The organism is Plantactinospora sp. DSM 117369, from assembly GCF_053764795.1.
This window is the reverse complement of record NZ_CM132446.1, coordinates 3,534,000-3,552,043: the sequence shown is the minus strand read 5'-3', so window position 1 is coordinate 3,552,043 and position 18,044 is coordinate 3,534,000. Positions and strand designations below refer to the sequence as shown.

Below are 18,044 nucleotides of genomic sequence, written 5' to 3'. Positions count from 1 at the left end.
GAACCGTCCCGGCACACGGCGAAAGCACCCCGCCTCCGGCCGCAGGCGAACCGCCGGACCGGGCGTAGGTGTCGAATACCCCCACTGCCCCGCCGCCCAGCGACCGAAACATCGACAAGCCTCAGCGCCGCAGCGCGCCGACCGTCACCCGAGCGACCGATCCCGGGTCCACTGTGATATTCCCGGCGGCCGGCGCCTCGGCTACCGTGGGTGCTACCTCCGGCGCCAGCAGGTCGCCGTCGATGCCGACAGGCCCGGTGGACCGGCCTCGTCGCCCGAGCGGCGGCCGGGCCGGGCCGTCCGGAGCGGCAGTTCCGATAGGCGAAACGCGCCCCGTCCCCGCGATCCTTGGGCAGGATCGTCTGCAAGAGGAGGTGCCGCCGTGCAGAACACCCGGGCGCTCACCCTGTCCTTCGAGGTCAGCGGGCCGCCGCCGGTCAAGACCGAGGCGCTGTCGATCTTCGCGGCCGGGCACCGGCAGGCCGCCCGGGTCCGTACGCTGCTCCAGGCCGCCTGCGCCGCGGCGCAGCGCAGTGGCTGGACCGCGTTGACCGAGCCGGTCGCCCTGGAGATCGTGCTGCGCTGCCCCCCGGGTCGACGCACCTCCGACGCGGCGACCCTGATCGGCGGGATCGGCGCCGTGCTCCAGGACAAGAAGCGGGCCGCCGACATCGGCCTCGCCCACCTCGGCGTGCTCGCCGATGTCGCGCTGTACGTGGACGACCGGCAGATCCAGCGGGTCTCGTACCGGGAGGAGCCGGCCGAGGAGATGTCGTACCTGGTCCGGGTGAGCAGCCTGCCGCCCGTGGTGTGAGCCGGTCGCCGGGCGCCACCGGCAGCGGGCAGGACGCCGGAAGCGGTACCCGGACCGGTTTGACCGCCACCCCCGGCTGGGTACGCCGTCGGCCACCGGCAGGTGACGGGGACCGGCGGGCAACGGCACCGGCGACGAAGGGAGCGGTGATGTCGGAGCCACACGTCACGCTCGACCCCACCGGGCTCGACCCGGCGCGGCGGCACCTGCGCGGACCGCTGGAGGAGCAGCTCAACTCCGCGCTGCGCGCGGCAATCGACCGGGTCCGGGCCGACTATGCCGGTGAACCGGTCGAGGAGGTCTGCCGTCGGCTGCTCGACGAGACCCGGGCGGGACTGCATCCGGACCTCGCCGACGGGTTCACCCCGGACATGGACGAGTTCTGCCGGGTGGCCGTGGCGATCGTCCGGCGGGACGCCTCCGGATCACCCTGACCCCCCGCCCCGACCTGGTCAAGATCGACGGCTGTCGGCGTAGGGGCGTTGGCCGTGGGGCTCCCGCCTCCGTACACTCAGTGCGCCGTCACGGCCGACCGTGCCCGTCCCGCGTCCCCTGCACCGGATCCGGTCGATCTCTACGGGAGGCCCAGTGCCCGCACTGCCGTCCAGTGTGCCCGCCGCGGTGCTCGACACCACCTCCGCCGCCCTGCTGACCACCGCCGAGAACGGCGAGGTGACCTGGTACAACCGGGCGGCCCAGCGACTCGGCCAGCTCATCGGCGCGGACATCGGCTCGCTGCCGTTCGGCGCCGCGACCCCGGACGGACCGCCGGTCGAGCTGCGCTGCCCGACGGTCGACGGCGCGGTCCGGCACCTGCGGGTGACGTGTCGGCGGCTGCCGCCGCTGCCGCGCGCCGAACCGGAGCCGGACGGCCAGTTGGTGTACGAACTGGCCGACGTCACCGAGCAGCGCGCCGACCGGCGCCGCGCCGACGACTACGCCTGGCGGCTGGCCCACATCGAGCAGTTGGCCCGGGTCGGCACCTGGGAGTGGCACCTCCCCACCGACCAGGTGGTGTGGTCACCCACTCTGAAGGCGATGATCGGGCTGGCCCCGGAGACCGCGCTCGACTACCCGACCTACCGGAAGATGATCCACCCGGACGACCTCGAAATGATCGAGGCAACTCTGCACCGGGCGATCCGGGAGGCCAACTCGTTCACCTACACCCACCGGATGTACCTGGCGAACAGCCGGCAGATGCGCGTCCTGGAGTGCTACGGCGAAGTCTTCACCGACGAGTCCGGCCGGCCGTTGCGGATGCTCGGCACCGCACACGACATCACCGAGATCCGGCAGGTCCAGGACGAGCTGGCATACCTGGCCGAGCACGATCCGCTGACCGGGCTGCCGAACCGGCGGGCCCTGACCGCCCGGATGAGCGAGCTGACCGCTACCGGCGGCCCGGCGGCGGCCGCACTGCTCCTGATCGACATCGACAACTTCAAGGACATCAACGACCTGCGCGGGCACGCCATCGGCGACGAGGTGCTCCGGCTGCTGGCCCGGCTGCTCCCCAACCACCTGCCCGCCGAGGCGGTGCTCGGCCGGCTGGGCGGGGACGAGTTCGCCGTCCTGCTGCCGGACTGCGACGCCGACCGGGCACTCGCGATCGGGGCCGGGCTCTGCGACCTGGTCGCCCGCACCCCGCTCGCGGTGCGCGGCGAGCCGCTGCGGGTGACGCTGAGCATCGGCGCCGCCCCGCTGGACACCGCCGACGACGACACCCTGCTGCTCGCCCACGCCGACCTGGCGCTCTACCAGGCCAAGGGCGAGGGCCGCAACCGGGCCCGGCTCTTCGCGCCGGAGCAGCAACGGCTGGCCGCCCAGCGGGTCGACCTGGTCTCCCGGGTACGCCGGGCGCTGGACACCGGCCAGTTGCAGCTCGACGCCCAGCCGATCATCGACCTCGGCGACGACCAGGTACGCAGCTACGAGCTGCTGATGCGGGTACGCGACAACCATCGCCGGCAGATCGGCCCCGGCGACTTCCTGCCGGCGCTGGAGCGCGGCGACATGATCTACGAGCTGGACCGCTGGGTGGTGGAGACCGCCACCGGAGCACTCGCCGCGGCCCGGGCGGCCGGGGTGGAACTGCGGCTGGACGTCAACATCTCCAGCCGCTCGCTGGAGGATCCGAGCTTCGGTGACTGGGTGGTCGGCACGCTGGCCGCCGCGGGCGTACCGGCGACCCAGCTCGGCCTGGAGATCACCGAAACCACCGCCATCGCCAACCTGGCCGCCGCCCGCCGACTGGCCTCCACGCTCACCTCGGCCGGCTGCCGGTTCAGCCTGGACGACTTCGGCGCCGGATACGGCTCCTTCGTCTACCTCAAGCACCTGCCGTTCACCGCGGTCAAGATCGCGGGTGAGTTCGTCCGGCAGGCCGACCACGGCGGCTCCGACCCGATCCTGATCGACGCGGTGGTGCGGGCCGCGCACGGGCTCGGGATGCGCACGGTCGCCGAGCACATCGACCGGCCCGAGCTGGTGCCGGTGCTGCGCGAACTCGGCGTCGACCGGGGTCAGGGATACCACCTGGGCCGCCCCGAGCCGCTGCACGAACTGATGGCCCGGACCATCGCCCGGGGCGGGGTCTCCGCGACCCTCCGCTGAACCCCACGGTCACGGAATGCTGGGACCCGGAGCCAACCCGCGGTCCACCGCGACGTAAGGGGAAGTGGAAAGGTTCGATGATCATGGCGTCTGGTCGAGGACCAGCGCCGCCACCTCGTCGGCGCAGCCCCAGCCCAGGGTGACCCCGGCACCGCCGTGCCCGTAGTTGTGGATCAGCCGGGCCGATCCGGCCAGCCCGGACACGTCCTCGGCCAGCCGGGCCCCGCCGAGCCGGCCGGGACGCAGCCCGGCGAGCTGCCCGAGCACCGGCGCTCCGGCCAGTTCCGGGACCAGCGCGACGCACCGGGCCAGGATCGCCGCACCGGCCTCCTCGTCCGGCCCGGTCTCCGTCCGGTACGGCTCGAAGGTGCCGCCCAGCACCACGTCCCGGCTGCGCGGGTGTACGTAGGTGATGCCGGCCGGGTTCCCCTCGTCGCGTACCGAGGTGGTCAGGCCGGGGTTGCCGACCAAGACGATCCGGCCCCGGATCGGGTGCACGGCCGGGTCGTCGGCGAGCTTGCCGGCGGCCAGCCCGGTCGCGTTGACCACCAGCGGCGGCCGCCGCGCCGACGGCCACACCTCGGCCGCGATCGCGGGCACGTCGGCGAGCCGGTCCACCCGGTGCCGGCGCACCGGCACCTCCAGCCGGGCGAGCCGGTCGACCAGCCAGGCCAGGTACGGGCCCATCTCGACGGTCGGCACGGTGAACCGCCACTGTCCGGCGTACCCCTCCGGGGGTGCGACGGCCCGGAAGTCGGGCACCGCCGGGGCCCACCACGGGTCCCCGGTCACCGCCTCGCGCAGCAGCATCCGGGTCGGCCGCATCACCACGCCCGGCACCTCCTGCCGGGCGTGCCCGGCGAGCACCTCGAAGGTGCGCCGGGCCCAGCCCAGCACCCGGGGGTCGGCACTGGTCCGGGTCGGGTACCAGACCGCGGCGGCGACCCGGGAGACCGTGTCGGCCGGCTCGTCGGCGGTCAGCACCGCCACCCGGGCACCGGCCTCGGCCAGTCGTACCGCGGTGGTCAGCCCGACCACCCCCGCGCCCAGCACCACGACGTTCGGCATCACCTGAGCCTGCCGGTCGGCATCCCGGTATGTCCACCGCGAGCGGGTAGCCGCCGTCGGTCGGGCTCAGCTCCGGCTCCGGCCCGGGAAATTCCTTCGGGCCCGGACCCGGCATACCTCCCGCAGGGTAGTCGCATTCTCACTCCAGGTCCATACAGGAAGACCCCTAAACTGCGCTGGAACCCCGTAAGTAATTAAACTTGCTTGACGGGGGATCAATAGGGGTTTCTGCGCATGAAAGGTACGACTATGCTCAGGACCGTGAAGGAAGAGATGGACCGCGAGCTCAGCGCTTCCACCCGGACCCAGCGCTACGTGGTGGTGTCCGAGGTCGTCGTCGAGGTGGAGAACGACTACCGACTCCGAGCGGCGGCACTGGCCAAACTGGACGCCGTGGCGTCGAGCACCCCCGAAGGGCTGGAGCGGATGCGCAGCCGCATCGAGGGTGACACCGCGGTCGCGCTCGACTTCCTCACCGATCCCGTCGCGGCCATCGCCGCCGCGGACGGCATCCGCGCACACGGCCACGGCATCCGGGTACGCCGATATCTCCCCCGCGACGACGGCGACGGCGTCCAGGAGCGGTGAGCGTTTCCCCGACCGGTCCGCCCCGGCGCACCGGGCCGGACCGGGTCGCCCGGGCACCGGCCCGGCCGCGCTACCGGGGCAGGATCCGCTCGACCAGCAGCGGCACCAGCCGGTCCGCCTGGTCGTCGAGATAGAAGTGACCACCGGGCAGCGAGTGCACGTCGAGCCCGGCATTGGTGTGCACCACCCAGCGACGCGCGTCGGCGGTGGTGAAGGTGTGGTCCCGGTCGCCGACGATCGCGGTGACCGGGCAGTTCAGCGGCTCGCCGGCCGCGTACCGGTAGGTCTCGATCAGCCGCAGGTCGGCCCGGACCATCGGCAGCGTCAACTGCCGGATCTCGTCGAGTTCCAGCAACTCCGCGCCGCCGCCGCCGAGTTCCCGGAGGTACGCGACCACCCCGTCGTCGTCGCGCAGGTGCACTCCGAGCGAGCGTCGGGCCGACGGCGCCGGACCGGCCGACACGAAGAGCCGGCGTACCGTCAGCGAGTCGCTGCCGCGCAACCGGCGGGCCACCTCGAAGGCGACCACGGCACCCATGCTGTGCCCGAAGAACACCACCGGCCCGGCCAGTTCACGCGCGACCGCCGCGACGATCTCGTCCGCCAGTACGGTCATGTCGTCGATGATCGGCTCGCCGTACCGGTTCTGCCGGCCGGGGTACTGGACCGCGACCACCTCGATCGATTCCGGGACGAGATCCGCCCAGCGCCGGTACCCGGCCGCCCCGCCGCCCGCGTGCGGGAAGCAGACCAGCCGGACCGTGGCCCGGGGCGCGGCTCCGAAGCGGAGGAACCAGTCGTTCGTGACCCTGCCGTACGTGCTCACCGGTGCAGCCCTTTCCCTCGGTGAAGTGTCCCCGGTCGGGAGCCGGGTGGTCACCCGTTCTCCTTGGCACCCGGGTCCGAACGGCTGCCGAACGTCCGGTCCAGCGCCGCGTACCGCTCGTCGGCCGTCTCCTCGTCGGCGGCCTGTTCCAGGGCGAGCGCCCGGACCAGGTCGTGGAAGAAGTAGCGGGCCTGACTCGAACCGTCGACCTGGACGACGTCCAGGAGCCGGGCGTCGACCAGTTGCTCCAGCAACTCCCGCGCGGTGGCGAGGGTGACGTCGAGCAGCACCGCGGCGGTCCAGATGGCGAACCGGGGCGCGTCCAGCAGGGCCAGCAGCCGGAAGGCGCGCCGGGCGGGCTCGCCCAGGCCCTGCAGGCTCAACGCCACGCTGGCCCGGACCTCCAGGTCGCCGATCCTGAGTTCGTCCAGCCGGCGCCGCTGGCTGGAGAGCCGGTCGGCGAGCCGGGCCAGCCGCCAGTGCGGCTTCGCGGTGAGCCGGGCACCGGCGATGCGCACGCCGAGCGGCAGGTGGCCACAGAGCTCGACGATGCGTACCGCCGACTCCGGCTCGGCGGTCACCCGGGCGGCACCAACGATCTTGGAGAGCAGCTCCAGCGCCTGCTGGTGTTCGAGGACGTCCAGGTCGATCAGGGGTACGCCCTCCAGCGCCGCCAGCCGGGCCCGGCTGGTCACCATCGCGGCGCAGGTCGGACTCTCCGGCAGCAGCGGGCGTACCTGCTGCTCGCTGGCGGCGTTGTCGAGCAGTACCAGCACCCGGCGCCCGGCCAGTCGGCTCTGGTAGAGCTGCGCCCGGTCGGCCATCGACGGCGGGATCTCCGACGCCTCCGTCCCGAGCGCCCGCAGGATGGTGCCGAGCAGGTCGACAGGATCCGCCGGCTGCGGCCCGGCACCGCGCAGGTCGAGGTAGATCTGCCCGTCCGGGTACGACGACCGCAGCAGGTGGCCGACGTGGATCGCCAGGGCGGTCTTGCCCAGCCCGGCCATCCCGCCGATCACGCAGGCGAGCCGCCGCCCACCGTTGTCCGGCCGGGTACGCAGCAGCGCGACCACCTGGGCGGCCTCCCGGTCCCGGCCGGTGAAGTCCGCCACGTCCGGGGGGAGCCGGGCCGGCAGCGGCTCGGCCGGGGTACGCCGGACGGTCACCCGGGCCTCCGGCGCCGGCAGGCTGAGCGATGCCTCGGCGGCCAGGATCGACTTGTGCAGGTCCTGTAGCTCGCGCCCCGGGTCGATGCCGAGTTCCTCGGCGAGCAGGTGCCGGTAGTCCTGGTAGCTGGCCAGCGCGTCCGCCTGCCGGCCGCAGCGGTAGAGCGTCAGCATCAGCTGGCCGCGCAACTGCTCACGCAGCGGGTCCGCGGCGACCAGCCCGGTCAGCTCGACGACCAGCCGGCCGTGCTGGCCGAGCGCCAGTTCGGCGTCGATCCGGTCGCCGAGTGCGGCCAGCCGCGCCTCCTCCAGGCGGGGCCGCTCCGCGTCGCTCAGGTATTCGGTCACCCCGGCGAGGGCCGGACCGCGCCACAGCGCGAGCGCGCCCCGCAGCGCCTCGGCGGCGTCGGCCGGTCGGCCCTCCGCGAGGGCGTCCCGGCCGCGCGCCGCGAGCTGCTCGAAGCGCACCAGGTCGAACCGGTCGGGCGCGACCCGCAGTACGTATCCGGGGCGCTGCCGGACGATCTCGGCGTCCGGGGCGAGCTTGGCGCGCAGCCGGGAGACGTACGTCTGGATCTGCGCGGCGGCGGTGACCGGCGGGTCGTCGCCCCAGAGCACGACGGCGAGTCGCGAGTCGGAGACCACCCGCCCTCGGGCGAGCAGGAGTGCGGCGAGCACGGTGCGTACCTTGGACGCGCTGAGCTCGACCACACCGGTCGAGTCGACCACCTCGACCGAGCCGAGGATCCGAAATTCCATCTCTCTCCACCGGGGGTGGCCGGCCGTGCCCGGCTCGGTGGCGTCGACCGGCGCCGGAGTCGGCGGGGTTCCGAACATCAGGACCTCCCGCCGCGCGTCATCGGAAGTCCTTGCCGTGGCTCACCGCGAGCGGCGGTCCGACGGCGCGGTAGCGGCGCCGCGTCTCGATGTCCAGGTCCTCGTAGACCGGGTCGAGCGCGTCGGCCATGAACAGCTCCCGCATCAGCGCCCGCTCCACCTTGCCGCCGGGCGACTTGCGCACCTTGCCGGGACGCAGGAAGGCGACGTTGGCCACCCGTACCCCGAAGCACCGGCTGAGCCAGTCCTTGACGCTGCGGGCCAGCGACGACAGCGTGGCCGGGTCGGCCGGCTCCGCCTGGACCTCGTGCAGGACGACGATCTCCTGCCGGGGCGACGGCACCGCGAAGACCGTGCCGGTCAGGTCGGCGAAGCGGGTGTCGGAGGTGCGTACCGCCTTCTCCATGTCGTGCGGATAGAGGCTCCGCCCGCCGATGACCAGCATCTCCCGCATCCGGCCCAGCACGTACAGCTCGGCGTCGGACCAGACGCCGAGATCGCCGGTACGCAGATAGCCGCCCTCGCCGTCCGCGGTGGTCGCCTCGAAGACCCGGTCGCTCTCCAACTCGCGCCGCCAGTAGCCGCGGGCCACGCTCCGGCCCCGGATCCAGATCTCGCCGAGCCGCCCGTCCGGCAACACGGCGGTGGTGTCCGGGTCGACAATCCTGACGTCAAGGCCATTTACCGTGCCGCTGCTGACAAGTGATCTCGCCGCGGCCGCGTCGGCCGCCGCCGGCAGCAGGATGTTCTGTTCCAACCGGCTCGGATCGAACCGTTCCACCGCGAGCGGCTGACCAGGCCGAGTGCCGGAGACGAACAATGTCGACTCGGTGCTGTGATATCCGACCCGCACCGCCTCGCGCCGGAAGCCGGCCGGGGTGAATCGGTCGACGAATTCGATCAGCGGCTCGGGCTCGATCGGGTCGGCGCCGCCCACGCAGGCATGCTCCCACCGGGCCAGGTCCAGGCCCCTGACCTGCTCGTCGGTCACCTCCCGCGCGCACAGCCGGTACGCGAAACCGGGCGCGGAGCTGAGTTGCACATCGTATTTGTCAATAGCTTTCAACCACCGGGCCGGATCTGTAAAAAAATCATCGGCCGCCATGAGTACGGTGGTGGCGCCGCGATAGAGCGGCTCAAGCAGCATCTCGATCAGACCGGCGCCGTCGTGCAATGGCAGCCAGCCGAGGGAACGGTCCCGCGACGTCAGCGAGAAAGCGTCCCGAAATATCTCGAAGTTGTGCGCAAGGTTCTCATGGCTGATCATTACACCTTTCGGGTCGCTCGTCGATCCCGTGGTATAGCGCAGCAGCGCGAGCGCACTCGGACTGATGTGCGTCGGACCGTCCCACGCGCCCGGTGCCGCCGGCCCGGCAAGATCGGTGGCGGTGCACAACAACCGGTCCAGCCCGTCCTGGCTCATCCAGTCGGAGACCGTGACCAGGCTCGCGCTGTCAGTCAGCACGATGCGCGGATCGGAGTCCAGCGCGATCCCGGTGGCCCGCATGAGGTGGTGCTTGTCCCCATCCGGCAGCGGCGCCGGCACCGGGACGACACCGGCATACATGCAGCCCAGGATGCTTTTGACGAACTCGAGGCCGGTCGGATAGAGCAGTAGCGCCCGATCACCGGGACGACAGCGGTCCCGCAGTCGACCGGCCAGCTCCCGGGCGGCCCGGTCCAGCTCGCCGTAGCGCAAGCATTCCGAACGTTCTTCACGTTCATCCCAGCGAAGGAGGACAACGGCCTCCCGGTCCGGTTCCTGGTCAGCGTGTCGGGCGACCCGCTCCACCAAACCCACGATTCCCACCCGCATTTCCCCCCAAAATGTTGGCTACGGGAAGCGTGGCCAACCACGGCGGGCCACCGAATGAGCGACAGCTCCCAGCGGCCACGACCGCGGACGCCAGATCTCCCCAAACGCTCACGGACGGTTCCGCCTACAATATCGGTGCACCGATATTCAATCAAGTCAGGTTGGAGACAGCGATAAGAACTTCGAGCGAAACATCTGCAAAACGTCCGTCGCTTATCGGGACCGGGCCTTCACTACCGAAAAGTAACCTCGTCTGCATTGCCGCAATGTCCCGCCCACCAGGGCAATCGGCCCGGCCTGCCGGGACACTTCCCGTTTCTTTGCCGACGCAAACAACATAGTCGGGCGTCTTCTGGATACGGCCGCGTATCCAGAAGACAAGACAGTTTCACATACTCGCCCGTAACCGGGCGATCCGCAGTCGGAACAGGCCGGGGCAGAGTCGGAAATAGGAGACGACACGCGAGAAGCCCGCCCGGGCGGCCGTGGGGCTGCCAGGGCGGGCGTCCGCTCGCGGGGTCAGGCGTTCGAGGGCTCCGCCATCGCCACCGCGATCTGCCGAGGGCCGGTGAACGGCTCGCGACCGTGCGCCGCGAGCATGTTGTCGACCACCAGCACGTCGTCGTACTGCCAGTCGAACCGTACGGTCGCGGCCCGGTAGCAGTCGCGGAGGTGGGCGATGACGTCGTCCGGGATCCGGGCCCCGTCGCCGTAGTAGGTGTTCGTCGGCAGGTCCTCCTCGTCGAAGATCTCCAGGACCCCTTCCCGGACGTCCTTCGGCAGCGTCGTCACGTGGAAGAACGTCGCGTGGTTGAACCACACCGTCTCGCCGCTGACCGGGTGGGTGTGCACCGGCTTGCGGATCGCCCGGGTCCGCAGCCCGCCGCCGTCCCGCCACTCGGTCTCGATCCCGTTGGCGGCGCAGTACTCGGTGACGGCCGCCCGGTCGTCGGTGTTGAAGATCTGCTGCCAGGAGGTGCCGAACGAGCCGTGGAAGTTGCGCACCACCATCCAGCCCCGCTGGACGAACTCCTCGCGGATGGTCGGGTCGATCGCCCGGTACACCTTGCGGATGTCGGCCAGCGGGGTGGCGCCCCGGGTGGCCGGCGCCTGCCGGCAGTAGAAGTAGAGGGTGAGCGGCCACACCGCCTGGTAGGAGTTCTCGTTGTGCAGGAAGATCTCCTCTTCCGGCGGGTAGTCGGTCGAGGTGTAGACCTGGCCCTTGATCGTGCTCCGCGGCGAGGAGCGCTCCGAGTAGGTCAGCGGCGGGCCGGAGAGCGCGCGGACCACCGCGTCGAAGCCGTCGACGCCGCCGACGGAGAAGCCGCGCAGCAGCAGCGCGCCCCGCTCGTTGAGGATCTTCCGCAGGCCGGCGCGCTCGGCCCGGATCAGCTCCCCGATCTCGGCGCCGGCCGACTCGCGGGTGACCAGGTGCGGCATTGTTCCGATGTCAGTAGTGGAGACAGTCATGGTCCGGCCCTTCGGTCTGGACAACTCGGCGCGACGACCCGGCGGTTCGGTGAACCTTTCCGCCCGAACCGCGCGGCGATCGCGCTCGGCGCCTCAACTGCGGCCACACCGCAGGGAGAGGCGGAAAGAGGTTCAGTCGGACATGGCCACCAGGACCCGGCGCCGTCCGGTGAACGGGCGCCGGCCGTGGCCGACCAGTACGTTGTCGATCAGCAGCACGTCGCCCTGCCGCCAGTCGACGTCGACAGCGCTCTCCAGACCACGGTCGCGGACCTGGATGACGTACTCGTCCGGGATCGGGGTGCCGTCGGCGAAGGTCACCGACTGCGGCAGCTCGTCCGGCGGCAGCACCTCGGCCAGCGACTTCGCGGTCTCGTCACCGAGCGCCGCCGGGTGCCACTGGTCGGACTGGTTGAACCACACCTCGACCCCGGTGACCGGGTGCCGGGTGGTGGACGGACGGTCCTGGATCACCCGCAGCCCACCGTCGGGCATCCACTCCCAGCTCGCCTCGGTGCTGCTGAGGAACGCCTCGACCTCGTCCCGGTCGGAGGTCTCGAAGGTGTCCTGCCAGCTCTTGCCGAGGCCGAAGCCGTCATGCAGGTTCTGGGTGTAGCGCACCCCGCCGGCGTACGCGGCGCGCACCTCCGGGTCGAGAGCCTCCAGCCACCGGACGCCGTCGACCACCGGAGTGGCGCCACCGGTCTCCGCCGCCGTGTGGCAGAAGAACATCAGCCGGGACGGCCACTGGTGGGCGTACGACAGCTCGTTGTGCATCGAGATGGTGAACTCGGGCGGGTACTCGGTGGAGGTGTAGACGTTCTTCCCCACCTTGGTACGCGGCGAGTTGCCGTGCACGTACGCCAGCCGGTTGGGCAGCAGCCGGTCCATGACCGGGTCGAGCGTCTCCTCCGTCACCTGGAAGCCGCGGAAGACCAGCGCCTTCTCCGCGGTCAGCAGCTTCTCCAGGTCCGGAGTGGTCGAGAGGTAGTCGACCAGCCCCTGCGGGCTCGCCTCGGCCCCGGCAGCCGCCGGGTCGATCTCCATCGGTCTCCAGGTCTGGTGACCTTCCATCGGACTCTCCCTTCGAGGGGACTCCCGCGAAGGTGGAGACCGGTAGCGGGAATCGGAAGGTAATGCGTCGGTGACACAGCCGTCATCCAGTCCAAGGATGAAGGCAAGATCTATACTTTCTCGATACTGCGGCCATCGGGCCGCTCAACCCCGGCCCCGGCCCCGGCACCGCCGGCAGCGCCGTTCCCGGCCCGGCCGCCAGCCATCCGGGTGATGTCGTTACGGCCAGGAGCGGCGTGCCGGCCGAGCCGGCGGACGAGCCGGGCGTTGTCCGGCGTCTTGGCGATGCCGCGCACCGCCGGACTGAGCAGGGCGAACAGCACCAGTGAGGCCATTACCGCGCTGAGGCCCAGCACGGTTGGTCGGACCCCGGCACCGCCCAGCAGCACCCCACCGGCCAGCGCGCCGAGGAAGTTCGACCCCGAGGCGAGCAGCGTGGCGACGGCACCGATCCGGCCCATCATCGGGTCTGGCGTGATCCGTACCATGTAGACCCCGCCGACCACGTTGAACAGTCCGCCGACGTAGCTGTTGACGGCGAAGATCACCGCCAGGTTGACCGGATCGGTGGTGAAGGCCATCAGGGGCACCGTCAGCGCCCAGGCCGCCAGCCCGCCGACCACCAGGGTCCGCAGGGTGGCCCGGCGCATCCACCACATGCCGCTCAGCGCGCCGAGCATCCCGCCCACCCCGCTGGCCCCGATCACCGCACCGACCAGCGCGGCCGAACCGCCGCCATTGCGGATGACGACCATCAGGGTCAGGGTGAGCGCCTGGAAGACGGCGTTGCTGATCGCGACATAGCTCAGCACCGTACGCAGGAACCGCTGCTGCCACAGCCAGGCCACCCCCTCGGCGATGTCGGCACGCAGCGTGCTGTGGCGGGCCGGTCGGGGTTGCTGGAACGGTCGACGGATCAGCAGCAGCGCGAGCAGCGAGCCGAGGTGGGCGACCGTGGTGAACAGGAACGGCGCCCACCTGGCCAGGGTGAAGAGCACGCCGCCCACCGGCTGGCCGATCAGCACCGCGGCCCGGCCACGGGTCTCGTTCTGGGTCAGCGCGGTCGGCAACTGCTCGGCCGGGACCAGGTGCCGGACGGCGGCCCGCTCCCCGAGCTGGTAGAAGACGCTCAGGCTGGTCTGCACGAACGCCACGACCATGAGCTGCGGCACCCAGACGTGGCCGAGCAGCACCGCCACCGCCACGCTGCCGGTGGCGACGAGACAGCCCAGGTCGCAGAGGATCATCATCCGACGCCGGTCCCAGCGGTCGACGAACGCGCCCGCCGGCAACTGGACGAGCAGGTGCGGCAGCAGCGCGGCGGCACCGACCAGGCCCGCGTCGCCGGCCGAGCCGGTGTACCAGAGCACCAGCATCGGGTACGCGATCGAGGTGATCCGGGCCCCGATCAGAGTGCCGGCCGCCCCGACCCAGAGCAGCAGGAAGTCCCGATTGCGGCGCAGCGGAACACTCGGCGAGGGCGGCCCGCCCGGGTCGGACGGGTCGGCCGGCACCGCCGCACCGGACGGCGCCGAAGGCGCACCACGCGGCACCGCCCCGCCGGATGGCGGGGCGGGCTCCTCCTCCACGATGCTCACGAGCGGGTCCCCGGCGGCCCGCCGAGCGGGCCGCGACGGCACCACTCCAGTACCGCCATCGCGCTGTGCAGCTTGTTCTCCGCCTGCTCGAAGGCGATGCTCGCCGGTCCGTCCAGCACCTCGGCGGTGACCTCCTCGCCCCGGTGCGCCGGCAGGTCGTGCATGAAGACCGCGTCCGGACTCCCGACCCACAACCCGGCGCCGACCTGGAACGGTGCGAAGATCTCCCGCCAGTTCGGGTCGGGCTTGCTGGTGCCGGTCGTCTGCCACCGGGTGGTGTAGATGACGTCGAAGCCGCCGGGCAGCTCGGCCATATCGTGCCGTTCACAGATCGTCGCGGTACCCCGGGCCGCCTGCGCGGTGGCGGTCGCCCTGATCTCCTCGGTCAGCCCGTACCCGGGTGGCGTGCGCAGCTCCAGGTGGGTGCCGGCGTACCGGGTCAGGGCCAGGGCGAGCGCGGCGGCGCTGTTGTTGCCCTCGCCGACGTAGAGCACGCGCAGCCCGTCGATCCGGCCGAAGTGGTCCAGCATGGTGGTCAGGTCGGTCAGCGCCTGGGTCGGGTGCTCGTCGGCGGTCATCGCGTTGATCACCGACATCCGGTCCTGCCCGGCCATCTGGCGCAGCTCCGCCGGGTCGCCCGAGGTCCGGGCCACCAGCACGTCGAGCATCCGGGACATCACCTGGCCGGTGTCGGCGTGCGTCTCGCCGGTGTTGAGCTGGAGGTCGTCCGGCCCGTACGCGATGATCTGCGCGCCGAGCCGCAGCGCGCCGCTGGAGAACGCGGTCCGGGTCCGGGTCGAGGTCCGCTTGAAGTAGACGCCGACCACGTCGCCGTCGAGCGGCCGCTCCCGCCGGGCCTGCCCGGACCGGAACCGTACCCCCCGGGCGACGATGGACCGCAGGTCCTCGTCGGTCAGGTCGTTGATCGAGATCAGGTGCCGCACCGCCCGGGCCTCCTCCTCCGCCGTGCCGGCGGCCTGCGACGCGTCCCGGGCCTCGTTGGCCGCGAACCCGGTGCTGGCGGCCGGCTCCCCGATCCGTTTGGTCTCGCCGTCTGCGGCGGCGACGTAACCCGCCGGCTCCGCGCCGCCGCCGAGCCGCTCGGCCCAGCCGGCCAGCTCGGTGGCGACGAACGACTGCACCACCTTGCCGGACTCGGAGTTGGTCAGCACCACGAAGCCGTCACCGGCCCGGAGCCGGCCCAGGGTCATCGCCCGGTAGCCGACCGTCTCGCCCGGATGCCCGAACTCCAGGTCCGGCCCGGTGTCGTCGACGACCGTGCCGAGACCGTAGAAGCTGCCCGGCGAGGCGACCGCCACCAGTTCGGCGGCGAGCGCCGGGGTGAGCAGTTCACCGCCGCCCAGGTGCGCGCGGTGGATTTCGACCAGCACCCGGGCCAGGTCCGCGGCGGTCGTCCAGAGCCCCCCGGCGGCCAGCGCCGGGCGGTTGCGCCAGCCACCGGGTACGGGTACTCCGTGCTCGTCGTGACCGAGCGCGACCCGTCGGGCCGGGTCGGCCGGGAACGCCGGATCGAAGCTGCTGTCGGTCATGCCCAGCGGTGCGAAGACGAGCCGGCGGATCAGCTCCGGGAACGGCTCCCCGGTCAGGTCGACCAGCACCTGTTGCAGTACCGCGTAGTGGCTGTTGGTCTTCCGGAACGACTCCCCCGGCGTCAGCTCGGGCCGGATCGGCTCCGAGGTCGCGGGCGGGCGGCCGTACAGCACGTCGAGCAGGTCCGGTGCCGGCTCGGTCGGGGCGTACCCGGTGTTCGGGCTGGTGGAGAGGCCGGAGAGGTTGGCCAGCAGGTGCCGTACGGTCACCGGCCCGGGCCCGTCCGGCACCCGCCACGAGGTCAGGTACCGGTTCACGTCGGCGTCCAGCTCCAGCCGCCCCTGGCCGACCAGCCGGAGTACGCCGAGCGCGGTGACGTGCTTGCTGATCGAGGCGACCTGGAACGGGGTCTCCGGGGTGACCGGCTCGGATCCGCCGGCGACCAGTACGCCGTAGCCGCGTACCTCGGCGACCTGGCCGGCCCGGACCAGCGCGATGGCGGCGCCGGGCACGTGGTGCTCGGCCATGGTGGACAGCGGCGACGGCCCGGCGGCGAGCCGACCGGCCGGAGCCGCCTCGGCCCGGGTGGCCAGCACCGGTGGGCCGGTCACCGCCTCCGCCTCCGCCTCCGCCTCCGCCGAGGCGATGGTGACCGGGACTGGCACGGTGACCGGGGCTGGCACGGCGGATCCGGGAACGGCGACCGACTCCAGTCCCGCGACGGCGGCGGGCACCGGTTCCGCGACGGCGACGCCGGCGGACTCGGGTTCCGCGACGGCGACGATCGGTTCGGGGGCCGGGGTCGCGGCGCTGTCCTTGACCGGTCCGATGACGGGAAGGAGCTGGGTCGGTTCGACGAGGACACTCGCCGGGGGCGGTGCGCCGAGGGCCACGGCCAGTTCGGCGACTGTGCCGTGCTGGTAGAGCATCCGCAACGACACCTCCAGCCCGGCCTTGCGGGCGGCGGTGACGAGCTGGACGATCCGCATCGAGTCGGCGCCCAGGTCGAAGAACTTGTCGTGCACGCCCACCCGGTCGATGCCGAGCACCTCCACGCAGACCCTGGCGATCCGCCGCTCGGTCTCGGTGCGCGGCGCCACGAACTCGCGTTCGCCGCCGAACGAGGTCCGCTCCGGCGCCGGCAGCGCCCGCCGGTCCACCTTGCCGGCCGAGTTCAGCGGCAGCGCGTCCAGGGTGACGAACGCGGCCGGCACCATGTAGCCGGGCAGCGCCGCGGCCAGGAAGTCGCGCAGCTCGGCCGGATCGATCGGCCGGCCGTCCGCCGGTACGACGTAGCCGGCGAGCCACTTCTCGCCGCCCGGGTCCTCCCGGGCCACCACCACACCGTTGCGGACGTTCGGATGGGCGAGCAGCCGCTCCTCGATCTCGGGCAGCTCGATCCGGTGCCCCCGGATCTTCACCTGGTGGTCCGCCCGGCCCAGGAACTCCAGGTTGCCGTCCGGCCCGTACCGGACCAGGTCACCGGTGCGGTACATCCTGGTCCCGACGGTCTTGCCGAACGGCTCCGGCAGGAACTTCTCGGCGGTCAGCTCCGGGCGGTTGACGTACCCCCGGGCGACGCCGTCACCGGCGATGTACAGCTCGCCGACGACGCCGAGCGCGACCGGCTGGAAATCTCGGTCCAGCACATAGGTCCGGGTGTTCGCGATCGGCCGGCCGATCGGCACCACCTCGACGTCTCCGGGCACGTCCCAGCTGGTCGACCAGATGGCGGTCTCGGTCGGCCCGTACACGTTGACCAGTCGCTTCACCCGGGCGCGCAGGTCACCGGCGAGCGCCGGCGGCAGCGCCTCGCCGCCGACCAGCGCGACCACCGGCCGGTCCGCGAAGCCCGCGTCCAGCAGCAGCTTCCAGCCCGACGGCGTCGCCTGGACGTGCGTGACCGGGAAGCGGTCGAGCAGGCTGAGCAGTTCGGTACTGTCCCCCACCTCGTCGTCGTCGGCCAGCACCACCCGGCCGCCGGTGACCAGCGGGAGATACAGCTCCAGCCCGGAGATGTCGAAGGAGAGCGAGGTCGCGGCGAGCCAGACGTCGTCGGTCCCGGCGTCCAGCAGCCGCCGCATCGAGAAGAGCAGGTTCAGCAGCGCCCGGTGCGAGATCTGCACGCCCTTCGGCCGGCCCGTCGAACCGGAGGTGAAGATGATGTACGCCAGTTGGTGCTGGTCGTCGCGGCCGGGCACCGGCTCCGGCGACCGGGACTCGATCACGTCTTCCTCCCGGTCGGCGAGGACATGCCGGCCGGAGTAGACCCCGTCCAGCCGGCCGACCAGCTTCGACTCGCTCACCACCAGCTCCGCCCCGGCGGTTTCCAGCATGTAGCCGAGCCGTTCCGCCGGCAGTTCCGGGTCCAGCGGCACGTAGGCCGCGCCGGCCTTCCAGACCGCCAGCAGCCAGGCCACCAGCGACGGCTCCCGGGACAGCAGCACCCCGACCACCGACTCCGGCCCGACTCCGGCCGCCCGCAGATGCTGGGCGTACCGGTTCGCCACCGCGTCGAGTTCGGCGTACCGGACCCGCTCGCCTCCCTGGACCACCGCCACCGACTTCGGGGTGGCCGCGGCCTGTGCCTCGAATACCTGGTGCACCGATCGACTCATCT

The 18,044-nt window shown here is 72.0% G+C and carries 12 protein-coding genes and 1 pseudogene; 4 read left to right on the top strand and 9 right to left on the bottom strand.

Annotated elements, in window-relative coordinates:
* Positions 1 to 382: 382 nt before the first annotated feature.
* The 3 genes from ACSMXO_RS15555 (at position 383) to ACSMXO_RS15545 (ending at position 3,430) form a co-directional block, all read left to right on the top strand.
* A complete protein-coding gene (locus ACSMXO_RS15555) occupies positions 383 to 814 on the top strand; it encodes a hypothetical protein (RefSeq protein ID WP_346261871.1) in 432 nt (143 codons plus the stop codon).
* Positions 815 to 963: 149 nt separating this feature from the next.
* Positions 964 to 1,248 (top strand): hypothetical protein, encoded by a 285-nt coding sequence (locus tag ACSMXO_RS15550; protein ID WP_346261870.1) that lies wholly within the window; start codon positions 964 to 966, stop codon positions 1,246 to 1,248.
* A gap of 154 nt (positions 1,249 to 1,402) precedes the next feature.
* Entirely contained in the window at positions 1,403 to 3,430 is a 2,028-nt protein-coding gene (locus ACSMXO_RS15545; protein WP_455418279.1) for a putative bifunctional diguanylate cyclase/phosphodiesterase, read from the top strand.
* 81 nt (positions 3,431 to 3,511) lie between these two features.
* Here ACSMXO_RS15545 and ACSMXO_RS15540 read toward each other — a convergent pair whose 3' ends face one another.
* Entirely contained in the window at positions 3,512 to 4,498 is a 987-nt protein-coding gene (locus ACSMXO_RS15540; RefSeq protein ID WP_455418278.1) for an FAD-dependent oxidoreductase, read from the bottom strand.
* Between the two features lie 261 nt (positions 4,499 to 4,759).
* On the opposite strand from ACSMXO_RS15540, the gene ACSMXO_RS15535 reads away from it, so the two are divergent.
* The gene (locus tag ACSMXO_RS15535) at positions 4,760 to 5,086 is read left to right on the top strand and encodes a hypothetical protein (protein WP_346261867.1); all 327 of its coding nucleotides are present in this window, start codon (positions 4,760 to 4,762) and stop codon (positions 5,084 to 5,086) included.
* 70 nt (positions 5,087 to 5,156) lie between these two features.
* Here ACSMXO_RS15535 and ACSMXO_RS15530 read toward each other — a convergent pair whose 3' ends face one another.
* From ACSMXO_RS15530 to ACSMXO_RS15495, 8 genes and pseudogenes are all read right to left on the bottom strand, one after another.
* On the bottom strand, positions 5,157 to 5,912 hold the full coding sequence (locus tag ACSMXO_RS15530) for a thioesterase II family protein (protein WP_346261866.1): 756 nt from the start codon (positions 5,910 to 5,912) through the stop codon (positions 5,157 to 5,159).
* A 50-nt stretch (positions 5,913 to 5,962) separates the two neighbouring features.
* Complete coding sequence (locus ACSMXO_RS15525; protein WP_455418277.1) at positions 5,963 to 7,837, bottom strand: BTAD domain-containing putative transcriptional regulator; 1,875 nt, start codon at positions 7,835 to 7,837, stop codon at positions 5,963 to 5,965.
* A gap of 97 nt (positions 7,838 to 7,934) precedes the next feature.
* Complete coding sequence (locus ACSMXO_RS15520; RefSeq protein WP_455418276.1) at positions 7,935 to 9,731, bottom strand: fatty acyl-AMP ligase; 1,797 nt, start codon at positions 9,729 to 9,731, stop codon at positions 7,935 to 7,937.
* 519 nt (positions 9,732 to 10,250) lie between these two features.
* Positions 10,251 to 11,171, bottom strand: a complete 921-nt coding sequence (locus ACSMXO_RS15515; RefSeq protein WP_455418275.1) for a TauD/TfdA family dioxygenase — start codon at positions 11,169 to 11,171, stop codon at positions 10,251 to 10,253.
* Between the two features lie 162 nt (positions 11,172 to 11,333).
* Entirely contained in the window at positions 11,334 to 12,275 is a 942-nt protein-coding gene (locus tag ACSMXO_RS15510; RefSeq protein WP_346261862.1) for a TauD/TfdA family dioxygenase, read from the bottom strand.
* A gap of 110 nt (positions 12,276 to 12,385) precedes the next feature.
* Entirely contained in the window at positions 12,386 to 13,873 is a 1,488-nt protein-coding gene (locus ACSMXO_RS15505) for an MFS transporter (RefSeq protein ID WP_455418274.1), read from the bottom strand.
* Positions 13,870 to 14,817, bottom strand: a complete 948-nt coding sequence (locus tag ACSMXO_RS15500) for an ornithine carbamoyltransferase (RefSeq protein WP_346261908.1) — start codon at positions 14,815 to 14,817, stop codon at positions 13,870 to 13,872. Before ACSMXO_RS15500 ends, ACSMXO_RS15505 begins: the two co-directional genes overlap by 4 nt.
* A gap of 216 nt (positions 14,818 to 15,033) precedes the next feature.
* Positions 15,034 to 18,042: pseudogene (locus tag ACSMXO_RS15495) on the bottom strand (non-ribosomal peptide synthetase); the annotation flags it as partial.
* Between the last annotated feature and the right edge of the window lie 2 nt (positions 18,043 to 18,044).